Annotated in this window: 12 protein-coding genes; 5 read left to right on the top strand and 7 right to left on the bottom strand. The window is 71.9% G+C overall.

What is annotated here, in order from left to right; genetic code table 11:
- Positions 1 to 69: 69 nt before the first annotated feature.
- From DI005_RS03255 to DI005_RS03245, 3 genes are read right to left on the bottom strand one after another with little or no spacing between them, the layout of a single operon-like run.
- Positions 70 to 1,077 (bottom strand): PHP domain-containing protein, encoded by a 1,008-nt coding sequence (locus DI005_RS03255; RefSeq protein WP_113641215.1) that lies wholly within the window; start codon positions 1,075 to 1,077, stop codon positions 70 to 72.
- A gap of 2 nt (positions 1,078 to 1,079) precedes the next feature.
- Entirely contained in the window at positions 1,080 to 1,580 is a 501-nt protein-coding gene (locus tag DI005_RS03250) for a metallophosphoesterase (protein WP_113641214.1), read from the bottom strand.
- Between the two features lie 21 nt (positions 1,581 to 1,601).
- On the bottom strand, positions 1,602 to 1,853 hold the full coding sequence (locus DI005_RS03245) for a hypothetical protein (protein WP_113641213.1): 252 nt from the start codon (positions 1,851 to 1,853) through the stop codon (positions 1,602 to 1,604).
- A 235-nt stretch (positions 1,854 to 2,088) separates the two neighbouring features.
- On the opposite strand from DI005_RS03245, the gene DI005_RS03240 reads away from it, so the two are divergent.
- Positions 2,089 to 4,071 (top strand): VanW family protein, encoded by a 1,983-nt coding sequence (locus DI005_RS03240; RefSeq protein ID WP_113641212.1) that lies wholly within the window; start codon positions 2,089 to 2,091, stop codon positions 4,069 to 4,071.
- A gap of 88 nt (positions 4,072 to 4,159) precedes the next feature.
- The gene (locus tag DI005_RS03235; protein ID WP_112272737.1) at positions 4,160 to 4,351 is read left to right on the top strand and encodes a DUF5302 domain-containing protein; all 192 of its coding nucleotides are present in this window, start codon (positions 4,160 to 4,162) and stop codon (positions 4,349 to 4,351) included.
- 135 nt (positions 4,352 to 4,486) lie between these two features.
- Here the strand turns inward: DI005_RS03235 and DI005_RS03230 are convergent, their stop codons facing one another.
- Positions 4,487 to 5,560 (bottom strand): Glu/Leu/Phe/Val dehydrogenase dimerization domain-containing protein, encoded by a 1,074-nt coding sequence (locus DI005_RS03230; RefSeq protein ID WP_113641211.1) that lies wholly within the window; start codon positions 5,558 to 5,560, stop codon positions 4,487 to 4,489.
- A gap of 169 nt (positions 5,561 to 5,729) precedes the next feature.
- Between DI005_RS03230 and DI005_RS03225 the strand changes: the two genes are divergently transcribed.
- The gene (locus DI005_RS03225) at positions 5,730 to 6,464 is read left to right on the top strand and encodes an alpha/beta fold hydrolase (RefSeq protein WP_112272748.1); all 735 of its coding nucleotides are present in this window, start codon (positions 5,730 to 5,732) and stop codon (positions 6,462 to 6,464) included.
- On the opposite strand, the gene DI005_RS03220 is transcribed toward DI005_RS03225, so the two are convergent.
- Entirely contained in the window at positions 6,461 to 7,249 is a 789-nt protein-coding gene (locus DI005_RS03220; protein WP_112272750.1) for a tryptophan 2,3-dioxygenase, read from the bottom strand. The two genes, DI005_RS03225 and DI005_RS03220, sit on opposite strands and share 4 nt — an antisense overlap.
- A gap of 18 nt (positions 7,250 to 7,267) precedes the next feature.
- On the opposite strand from DI005_RS03220, the gene DI005_RS03215 reads away from it, so the two are divergent.
- Positions 7,268 to 7,873, top strand: coding sequence for a creatininase family protein (locus DI005_RS03215; protein ID WP_112272752.1), 606 nt, complete (start codon positions 7,268 to 7,270; stop codon positions 7,871 to 7,873).
- Positions 7,874 to 8,131: 258 nt separating this feature from the next.
- Here the strand turns inward: DI005_RS03215 and DI005_RS03210 are convergent, their stop codons facing one another.
- Entirely contained in the window at positions 8,132 to 8,845 is a 714-nt protein-coding gene (locus DI005_RS03210; protein ID WP_112272754.1) for a TioE family transcriptional regulator, read from the bottom strand.
- Between the two features lie 81 nt (positions 8,846 to 8,926).
- Here DI005_RS03210 and DI005_RS03205 point away from each other — a divergent pair, with 81 nt between their 5' ends.
- Positions 8,927 to 10,087: an erythromycin esterase family protein gene (locus DI005_RS03205; RefSeq protein ID WP_113641231.1), complete on the top strand. Its 1,161-nt coding sequence runs from the start codon at positions 8,927 to 8,929 to the stop codon at positions 10,085 to 10,087.
- Between the two features lie 19 nt (positions 10,088 to 10,106).
- Here DI005_RS03205 and DI005_RS03200 read toward each other — a convergent pair whose 3' ends face one another.
- Positions 10,107 to 11,066, bottom strand: coding sequence for a YafY family protein (locus DI005_RS03200; RefSeq protein WP_113641210.1), 960 nt, complete (start codon positions 11,064 to 11,066; stop codon positions 10,107 to 10,109).
- Between the last annotated feature and the right edge of the window lie 20 nt (positions 11,067 to 11,086).

The following is an 11,086-nucleotide window of genomic DNA, read 5'->3' as shown; positions in this document are numbered from 1 at the left end:
CAGTGAAGGCCACCATGCCTGCGTTGAACGCAGTGAAGGTGGCCTTCACTGCGGCTCGGCGGATGGTGGTCACCGGCGGGCGGCCCAGGCGACGAGGTCGTCGGCGGTCATCGTGTTGATCACATCGTCCTCGGTGACGCCGCATTCGGTGGCCCGCACGCAGCCGAACGGCAGCCAGCTGAGCTGTCCGGGCGCGTGCGCGTCGCTGTCGATCGAGAACCGGCAGCCGATCTCCTTGGCCAGCCGCAGCAGCCGCCTCGGCGGGTCGAGCCGCTCGGGCCGCGAGTTGATCTCCACGGCGACGTCGTGCTCCCGGCACGCGGTGAACACGGCCTCGGCGTCGAACTGCGACTCCGGCCTGCCCCGGCCGGTGACCAGCCTCCCAGTGCAGTGCCCCAGCACGTTCACGCGCGGGTTCTCGATGGCCTTGAGCATGCGCGGGGTCATCTCCGCGGCGGGCTGGCGCAGCAGCGAGTGGACGCTCGCCACCACCACGTCGAGCTCCTCCAGCAGCTCCGGGTCCTGGTCGAGCGTGCCGTCGGCGTGGATGTCGACCTCGATACCGGTGAGGACGCGAAAGGGCGCCAGCTCGGCGTTGACCTCCCGCACCGCGTCCAGCTGCCTGCGCAGCCGCTCCGCGCTGAGCCCGTTGGCGACGGTCAGCCGCGGCGAATGGTCCGTGAGCACGAGGTACTCGTGGCCGAGCGCACGTGCCGCCTCGGCCATCTCCGCGATGGGGCTGCCGCCGTCGGACCAGTCGGAATGGGTGTGGCAGTCCCCGCGCAGCGCCGCGTGCAGCGCCCCGCCGTCGGGGATGCCGGGCGCGCCCCGGGACTCGAGGTCGGTCAGATAGGCCGGCTCGCGGCCCTCCACGGCGTCCACGATCACCTTGGCCGTGGTCTTGCCGATGCCGGGCAGTGCCGTCAGCGTGCCGCCTCGGATCCGCTCGGCCAGCTCCCCCTCGGGCAGCTCGTCCACCACGGCGGCGGCCTTGCGGAACGCCCGCACGCGGTAGCTGGGCTCGCCCGCCCGTTCCAGGTGGAGCGCGATCTGCCGGAGAACCTTGACCGGATCCATCCTCACCTCGGTGGCAGCGCGTGCAGTTCGACGTCGGACAGCTCGCCGTCCGCGACCGTCGCCGTCAGGTACGTGCAGTGCGGCTGCCTGCGGCGGTCGGTGGGCGAGCCGGGGTTGAGCAGGCGCAGTCCGGTGTCCGCGACGGTGTCCCACGGGATGTGGCTGTGCCCGAACACGAGCACGTCCGTGCCGGGGAAGTCACGCGCGCACCGCTGCTCGCGGCCCTTCGCCGAGCCCGTCTCGTGCACCACGGCCAGGCGCAGGCCCTCCAGCTCGGCCCGAGCGACCTCGGGCAGCCGCGCTCGCAGCGCGGCGCCGTCGTTGTTGCCGTACACGCCAATGAGGCGCCGGGACCGGGACTCCAGCTCGTCGAGCAGGTCGACGGTCATCCAGTCACCGGCGTGCACCACCACGTCGGCCTTGCCGACCTCGGCCCAGACCTCGCCGGGCAGGGCCTTCGCTCGCTTCGGGACGTGCGTGTCGGCGATGATCAGCAAGCGCATGCCGCGAGCCCTCCTCTCGCCTCAGCCGCCCAGGTTGGTCACCCCGGCCTCCAGCCCGGCCGCCAGCTCCTCGAGCTCCCGCTCCGACGGCGTCCGGTCCCCCAGCTGCCCGCGCAGGCCGGCGGCGGAGGCCACGACCAGCGCCCCAGCGTAGCGCGGGGAATCCAGGTCGGCGGCCGACAGCAGCAGGACCTCGCCCTCCTGCAGCGCGAGCGCCGCTTCGGGCAGCCCCGAGTCCAGCAGGGAACGGACGTGTTCGGCGGTGATCCGCATCGATGCTCCTCTCGCTCGTCCACCCGGGGTACCCCGGATGGCGCGAAGCGATCGAGACCGAATCGGTACCTCGGCAGAGCCAGGCGTCAACCGTCACCCGAACGGCCCAAAAGTTGTTGATCACCTGCGGATTCGCGGTCACGAACCGGCGGGGGGCCGAGTGCGGGCCCGCGGTGAGCGCCAACTATCTTGACGCGAGTCCTGGCCCGTCATCGCCGGACGTGGAGGGGTTGTCTTGCCACAGGATCGCCAGTGGCCCGAGTCGCACGCCGAGCAGACCGATGTGCTGCCGGTCGTGCCCGCACATCCCGGACCTGCCCGTGGCGGGCACGGCGCCGGCGAGGTCACGCAGCACATCGCGACGACCAACGAGGTCACACAGCACATCGCGACCAGCAACGAGGTCACGCAGCAAATCGCCGCGCACGACAACGGCGACCTTCCCACCCAGCAGGTGTCGGTGCCACCCCCTCCGCACGGTGGCGAGCCGCCGGCCGCGGACGGCGACGGCGGGGAGAACGGCAAGGCCAGGCGGTTCCGCAAGCCCGCGCTCATCGCGGGCGCCGTGTTCGGTGTGCTCGCGGTCGCCTACTTCGCCGACCTGCTGGTGACCAGCGGTGACGTCCCGCGCGGCGTGGTCGTCGCCGGGGTCGAGGTCGGCGGGCTCAGCCACTCGCAGGCCGAGGAGAAGCTGCGCGCCGAGCTCGAACCGCGGCTGACCCAGCCGGTGAAGTACACGGCGGGCGAGGTGCAGGACTCCTTCCAGCCGAAGGACGCCGGTCTGCGCCTCAACTGGCCCTCGACGCTCGACCAGGCCGGCGACCAGCCGCTGAACCCCTTCACGCGCATCGCGTCGTTCTTCAGCGACCGCGAGGTCGGCGTGGTCACCGAGGCCGAGCCCAACCAGCTCGAGAACGCCATGGCCGGGCTCAAGCAGCGGATCAACCAGGCGCCGGTGGAGGGCAACGTCGTCTTCGAGGGAGCCGTGGCCAAGGCCGTCGAGCCGAAGAACGGCCAGGAGCTCGAGGTCGAGGCCGCGCAGGCGAGGATCCTCGCGCAGTGGGCATCCGGCAAGCCGCTCAACCTCCCGGTGCACAGCACCCCGGTGACGATCACCGCCGAGGCCGTGCAGGCGGCGCTGAAGGACATCGCCGAGCCCGCCGTGTCCGGCCCGGTGATCGTGCACGGTGAGGGAGCCGACGGCACGCTCGAGCCCGAGGAGATCGCCGCAGGGCTCTCCTTCGCCGCCGAGAACGGCAGGCTCGTGCCGAAGATCGACCAGAAGAAGATCATCGAGGGCGTCGGGCCCGAGCTCGCCCACACCGAGAAGGAGAGCAAGGACGCCGAGATCGTCTTCGACGGCGGCGCGCCGACGGTGGTGCCCTCCGAGGACGGCAACAAGATCAAGTGGGACACCACGCTGCAGCCGCTGCTGGAGACCCTCAAGAAGCGCGACGGCCGTGAGCTGACCGCGAACTACGAGAAGCAGCCGGCCAAGGTCACCACCGAGGCCGCAAACCAGCTCGGCATCAAGGAGGTCATCGGCGAGTTCACCACCGGTGGCTTCAAGCCCGACTCGGGCATGAACATCCGCAGGGTGGCCGAGGAGGTCAACGGCGCGATCGTCAAGCCGGGTGAGACCTTCAGCCTCAACACCCACACCGGGCCGCGCACAGCCGCGGAGGGCTACGTTCCCGCTGGCATCATCGAGGACGGGGCGCCCGGTGAGGCCGTCGGCGGCGGCATCTCGCAGTTCGCGACCACGCTGTACAACGCCTACTACTTCGCCGGTATGAAGGACGCGGGGCACCAGGAGCACAGCTACTACATCAGCCGCTACCCCGAGGGCCGCGAGGCCACGGTGTTCCAGAACCCGGACGGCTCCAGCGTCATCGACCTTGCGTTCACCAACGACGCGCCGACCGGCGTCGCCATACAGACGATCTGGACCGAGTCGAGCATCACGGTGCGGCTGTGGGGCACGAAGCGTTACGACGTCGAGTCGGTGACCGGCGAGCGGACCAACTTCGTGCAGCCGCAGGTGAAGGAGGGCCCGGCCGAGAACTGCCACCCGAGCAGCGGGTCGCCGGGCTTCACGGTCACCGACACGCGGATCCTGCGCGACGTCTCGACGGGCGCGGTGGTGAGCGAGGAGTCCAGGACGGTCAAGTACAACCCGCAGAACACGATCGTCTGCGGGCGCAAGAACGGTCACTGAGCCACCACGGCGCGGAAAATCCGGTGGCCGTGCACGCGGCGGCCTGCCAGGCTGAGGGTGCACGGCAACGTCGTACCCGGGAGGTTCCATGACCGAATCAGCACCGTCGAAGGACAACAGCGCCCCGGAGGACGACGTCAAGCGCCGGTTCCGCGAGGCGCTGGAACGCAAGCAGGCCAAGGCGAAGGCGGGAGCCGCCCACGAGGACCTGAACTCCAAGGTCAACCACACCCACGGCCCCGCCGCGCACAAGCGCACCTTCCGTCGCAAGAGCGGCTGACCCTTTCGCAGCAGACCCTCGGCCCCCAAGGCCACTTTGTCGTCACAGCGACGCGCAGCGTCTCCGTCTGGGTGGTGGCGGGAGACGGGCGGGCGCGTTGAACGCGACAAAAGGTGGCCTTGGGGGCCGGTTGCGTCAGAGCGTGAGGATGCTCTTCAGGCGGGAGATCTCGGCGATGCGGCGCTCGGCGAGGCGGTCGGCGGCGGTCACCGGCGGCACCCCTTCGGCCGCCGCGAGCGCGAACACGGACTTCGCCGTGTCGTAGAGCGCGGTCGCCTTGCGCCTGGCCCGCTCGAAGTCGAACCCGTGCAGCTCGTCGCTGACCTGGATCACGCCGCCCGCGTTGACGAGGTAGTCGGGCGCGAACAGGATCCCGCGCTCGTCCAGCAGCTTCTCGACGCCGGGATGCGCGAGCTGGTTGTTGGCCGCTCCGCACACCACCTTCGCCCGCAGCACGGCGACCGTGTCGTCGTCGAGCACCCCGCCCAGCGCGCAGGGCGCGAAGACGTCGAGGTCGGCGCCCAGCAGCGCACCTGCGTCGGGGACGACCTCCACGCTTCGGTGTGCCGCCACGACGCGCTCGATCGCGCGGTCGTCGACGTCGGTGACCACGACGTCGCAGCCCGCCTCGACCAGGTGGCCGACGAGCAGGTGCCCGACCTTGCCGACGCCCTCGACCCCGACCCGTTTCCCGCGCAGGTCGGGGCTGCCCCACACGTGCTCGGCCGAGGCCCGCATGCCCTGGTAGACGCCATAGGCGGTGAGCACCGAGGAGTCACCCGCTCCACCGTCGTCGCGGGAGCGTCCGGTGACGAAGCGCGTCTCGCGCGCGATGACGTCCATGTCGCGCGTGTAGGTGCCCACGTCGCAGGCGGTGATGTACCGCCCGCCGAGCGACTGCACGAAGCGGCCGTACGCGCGCAGGAGCGCCTCGGACTTGACGGCCTCGGGGTCGCCGATGATCACGGCCTTGCCGCCGCCGAGGTCGAGCCCGGCGAGCGCGTTCTTGTAGGTCATGCCCCTCGACAGGGCGAGCACGTCGTCGAGTGCGTCGCTCTCGGAGGCGTAGGCGTGGAACCGGGTCCCGCCGAGCGCGGGCCCGAGCGCGGTGGAGTGAACCGCGATGACGGCCTTGAGCCCGGTGCGGGCATCGTGGCAGAAGACGACCTGCTCATGGCCGCTTTCGCGGCCGAATACACCTTCGGTCACGGTGGTGACTCCCTTGTCAGCCCCGGCTCACGGCTTGTGGACGCGGCCGGCGGTGTTGTCGGTTGCTGGCGGCTCACGGCCGGAGAGGTCGTCTCCCGCTGATCACCGCTGTGGCTCAACCTATGCTCGCCGCCGCCGAAAAGCCACCGGTTGCGGCAGGATCGGCAGGATGACCGACGAAGGCCCGCTTCTCCTGCTGTTGCACGGTCTCGGCGCCAACCGCCACGTCTGGCGGGGCCTCGAGGAGCAACTCCCCGGGCGCTGGCCCGGGGACTGGCTCGCACCCGATCTGCCCGGCCACGGCGAGGCACCGCCGCTGCGCACGTACTCGTTCGGCTCGCTGGCGGCAGAGGTCGCCGAGGCCGTGACGGGCGGGCGGCGCGTGGTGGTGCTCGGCCACTCGCTCGGCGGGGTCATCGCGTTGACGCTCGCGTCCGGGTGGTTCCGCGTGCCCGTCGCGGCGGCCTGCGGGCTGGGCATCAAGCTGCGCTGGTCGCCGGGTGAGCTGGCCAAGGCCGCCGAGGTCGCCGCGCGCCCTGCCCGCGTGTTCGGCACGCGCGCCGAGGCGGCACAGCGCTGGCTGCGCGGCGCGGGTCTCGACGGGCTCGTCGGTGAGGACTCCCCCGCCGTCGGTGCGGGCGTCACCGAGGCCGAGGACGGCTGGCGGGTCACGGTCGACCAGCGGGCGTTCGCGGTCGGCGGACCAGACCCGGCCGGGCTGCTCGCCGCGAGCCGGGCGGAGGTCGTGCTTGCCGCCGGCGAGCACGACCCGATGTGTCCCGCCGAGCACCTCCGGGACGTCACGGCGGATCCGGTCGTCCTGCGGGGGCTCGGGCACAACGCCCACGTCGAGGACCCGGCCGCGCTGTGGCCGCTGCTCGACCGGCTCGCCGCAGCCGCCTAGAGCTCGCTCCGCACGGCCCACAGGTCCGGGAACACCGGGGCGGACAACGTGGTCCGCAGGTACGCCGCGCCCGAGGAGCCGCCCGTCCCCGGCTTGTCGCCGATGGTCCGCTCCACCATCTTCACGTGGCGGTACCGCCATTCCTGCACGCCCTCGTCGAGGTCCACCAGGTGCTCGCACACCGACGCGGGGCCCGAGTCGTCGCGGTACACGCGCAGCAGGGTGGCCTGGACCTCCCGCGAGGGCTCGACGGACACCGTGACGTCGGGGCGCGCGGGCGCGTCGTAGCCGTGCGCGCGCAGGTAGGTGAGGAAGGAGTCGAACAGCGAGGGCCGCGCCATCGCAGCCGCGATGCGCTCGCGGGCCTCGCTGCCCTCCGGATAGTGCTCGGCCACGGCGGCCTCGCGCCTGCCGAGCACCGCCTCCAGCTCGCGGAACTGGCCGGACTGGAAGCCGCTCGCCGCGTCGAGCCGCGCGCGGAAGCTCGCGAACTGGCTCGGGGTCATGGTCTCCAGCACGTCGATCTGAGCCACCACCACCTTGAGGATCGTGAGGATCCGCCGCAACGTGCGCACCGCGTGCGGGGTGTCGCCGTCCTCCAGCCGCCGCTGCAGAAACGCCAGCTCGTGCAGCAGTTGTTTGAACCACAGCTCGTAAACCTGGTGGATCACGATGAACAACAGCTCGTCGTGTTCCGCCGAACGCGGGCGCTGCGCGCCGAGCACCTCGTCGAGCGCGAGGTAGGACGTGTAGGTCAGCGCCGCGTGCTGGTCGCCCTCGCTCATGCTGAGTAGCTTAAGGCCGTGTACTTCGCCGAGCTCTCGTCTCCGCAGGTGGAAGCGTTACGAGAGAGCGGACGGGTACCGGTGCTGCTGCTGCCGGTCGGGGCGGTCGAGCCACCGGGCCCGTATGCTCCGCTGGGCACCGGCTCGCTGATCGCGAAAGGCGTGTGCGAGCGGGCGGCGGCCCGCCTCGCCGGTGACGAGCGGGTCCGTGCGCTGATCTTGCCGATGCTGTCCTACGGCGTCACCGGGTTCCCGGAGCCGGGCACCGTGCCGATCGGCGCGGAGACGCTGCATGGTCTCGTCGTCGACGTCTGCACGGCCCTCGCCCGGCAGGATCTGCCCCGTGTCGTGGTGGTCAACAGCCACCCCGGCTCCGCTCACCGCGCGGCACTGCGCCGCGCCGTGCACACGGTGGAGAGCCGGTACGGGCGGCGGATCGCCCACGTCGACCTCGACGGCAGGCCGGGGACCGGCTGTTCCGCGGCCTCGCTCGTGCTCGCGGAGCGGCCGGAGCTCGTGGACACCGAGCAGGTCAAGGCGCGCGGCACCGACGGCGTGGCCGCCTTCGAGACGCTCACCACGATGCTCGTGGACGTGATCCGCAAGCTGGCCTGCTCGCCCTGAGACGCACGGCCCTTCCGCGGTGGGCTGCGCGGGAGCCCGATGCAGTGAAGGCCACCATCACTGCGTTGAACGCAGGCAAGGTGGCCTTCACTGCATCGGCTCGCCCTCCGCGAAGACCGGCCACAACGCAGCGAAGGCCACCATCACTGCGCCCACCCGTCTCCCACCACCACCCAACCGGAGGCGCTCCGCGCCGCTGTGCTTGATTCCACGCAGGCATGGTGGCCTTCACTGCGTTGAGCGCAGGCATGGTGGCCTTCACTGCATCGTGAGGCGCCGGTAGTCGCTGAGCCGGGCGGCGGCGTCGAGCATGGCGAGGCCCTGTGCGGTCAGCCTTCGCTGCCAGCTCACCAGCGCAGCGGAGAGCGCTTCGGTGCCGCCCGCCGATCGGATCTGGCGGACCACCTCCGCGATGTGCTCCAGCGGGTAACCGCCGCGCCGGAGCAGGTGGGCGAGCTCGGCGTCGCGGACGTCGGCGGCGGTGAAGACGCGGTAGCGGGTGAGCGGATCCCTTGCGGGGCAGAGGATTCCGGCCTCCTCCCAGTTGCGCAGCGTCGCCGGGGTGACCCGGAGCCTGCGGGCCAGCTCGCCGATCGTCAGCGTGCCGGGGTGACCCGATCGGCCCGGAGTGGGGCCGGACTCCGCCGTCAGGTGAGCGACGGCCGCACGCACCGCGCGGAGGGTGTCCCGGTCGCGCAGCAGCTGGTCGTGCCCCTGGTCGATCAGTACCAGCGCGGCCTCGGCGTTTCCCTCCACGAAGGCGTTCATGATCCGGCCCGCGGCCGCGTGCCCGTAGGCGGGCACGAGCGCGAGGAAGGCGCGCAACGCCGCCGCGTGCACCTCGGTGTAGATCCGGTACCCGCTGGGCGTGCGCTCGGCGGGCGGGAGGAACCCGGAGCGCTCGTAGTTGCGCACCGCCTGCGTCGAGAGGCCGTGCTCGCGCGCGAGGTCGGCCGGCCGCGATCTGCCCATCGGTTTGAGACTTTAACGCCCTGCTCGCTGGTCAATCCGAGGAGAGTCTCAACCGTTCTTTCAACGATACGATTCATGGACATGACTCAGGACATTCGCGACTTCGTGACCGCGTCGACCGGCCTGCTCGCCTTCGGGGAGCCGACCCACCTGGAGCCCGCCTTCGGGCGGATCCGCAACGAACTGTTCGCCCGGCTCACCGACCACGGCTTCTCCTCCATCGCACTGGAAACCGACCGCGTGGCCGCGCTCGCCGTGCACGACTTCGTCCACAATGGAGTGGGAACCCTCGAACAGGCGATGCGGGACGGCTTCTCGCACAGGTTCGGGGAACTGGAGACCAACCGGCGGCTGGTCGCCTGGATGCGGGAGTACAACGAGAACCGCCCCGAGCACGAGCGCCTGGCCTTCCACGGCTTCGACATGTCCACGGAGATGATGAGCGCGCCCAGCCCTCGGACCTACCTGGAACACGTCCGCGACTACCTCGCGCTCGACCTCGACCTGGCGAGTCTCACCGGTGACGACGAGCGGTGGAGCCGCACGGAGGCGGTGCTGGATCCGGCCGTGTCGGTCGGCGCCACGGCCGAGGCGGACCGGCTGCGGGTGCTCGCCGACGACCTGCTCACCACGCTCCACGCCCGCGCCCCGGAGCTGATCGCGGCGACGTCGCCCGCGGAGTGGCACCGGGCCAGGATCCACCTCGGTTCCGCACTCGGGCTGCTGTGCTACCACCGGCAGGCGGCGGAGCGGGTGGACGACACCACGCGGTGGACCCGCCTGGCCGTGATCCGCGACGCGCAGATGGCCAGGAACCTTCTCGACATCCGCGAGATCGAGGCGCCGAGGGGCCGGACGCTGGTCTTCGCCCACAACCTGCACCTGCAGCGCAACCCGAGCCACCTGATGCTGGGCCCGATGCCGCTCCAGTGGTTCAGCGCGGGCGCCATCGTGGCGTCGCTGCTGGGCGAGCAATACACGTTCGTCGCGGGCAGCCTCGGCCGCAGCGATGCCCTCGCGCTGTCCGAGCCCGGACCGGACACCTACGAGGCGTTCCTGCAGCGCCTCACCTCCTCCTGGGCGCTGGTCCCGGCGACGGCGGTTACCGGCACCCGCCCGCGGACAGACCAGACCCCGGAGCAGGGCTACTTCCCGCTCGAACAGCCGGTGCTCGACACGGCGGACGCCGTGCTGCACGTCAGCGGGACCGCGAAGGTGCCGGTGCCGGGCGGGAGGAGCTGACGCGGCGGGCCGGGGCCGCTCAGGCGGGCCCGGCCATCGCCGCGACGCGGCGGGCCAGCCGCGCGGCGGCCTCGCGCAGCTCCGGCGGGTCCAGGACCTGCGCCTCGAAACCCAGGCGCGCCACGTGCATCGCGAGCCAGTCGAGGTCGTCCCCGCCCGCGGCGAGCACGCACCAGCCGTCGCCGTCCTCCTCGACGCGGCCCACCTGCGGCGGCACCAGCTGGCGCACCTCGTCGGCGTCGGCGCGCAGCCGCACTCGCGCGAGGTAGCGGTACGGCGCCGCGGTGACGGACCGCTGCACATAGGCGACCGGGTCCGGATGGTCCCTCGGCCGGAACCGCCAGGTCGTCGCCACCAGCTCGCGCATCCGGTCGAGGCGGAAGGTGCGCCAGTCGGCGCGGTCGACATCCCAGGCCATCAGGTACCAGCGGCGGCCGGTGGCGACCATCCGCACCGGCTCCACCGTGCGTTCGGTCTGCCCGCCGTCGCGGCCCGCGTAGCCGAACCGCACCCGCACGGCGTCGCGGCAGGCCCTGGCGAGGGTCACCAGCACTTCCGCGTCGATCTCGACGCCGGGGCCGACGAGGGTCTCGGTGGCGCCGTGGACCGCGCGCACCTCGGCGCGCAGCCGGGGCGGCATCACCTGGTCGAGCTTGGCGAGCGCCCGCAGCGCCGCCTCGCCAGCGCCGGCGACCGTGCCGCCCGACGCGAGCCGCAGTGACACCGCCGTCGCGATCGCCTCGTCGTCGTCGAGCAGCAGCGGAGGCAGGCGGGTGCCCGCGCCGAGCTGGTAACCACCGCCGACGCCCGCCGTCGCGTGCACGGGGTAGCCGAGCGCGCGCAGCCGTTCCACGTCGCGGCGCACCGAGCGGTCGGTCACCCGCAGTTCGGCGGCGAGCTCGGCGGCCGTCCAGGACGGCCGCCGCTGGAGCAGCGCCAGCAGCCGCAGTACCCGTTCGGTGGTCGCCTCGACGGTCATTCTCCGATCGTTCCACAGAT

The organism is Prauserella sp. PE36 (assembly GCF_003311655.1).
In the GTDB taxonomy this organism is placed as follows: Bacteria; Actinomycetota; Actinomycetes; order Mycobacteriales; family Pseudonocardiaceae; genus Prauserella_A; species Prauserella_A endophytica.
Note: the sequence above shows the minus strand (reverse complement) of the source record. Positions and strands in the feature narration are given on the sequence as shown.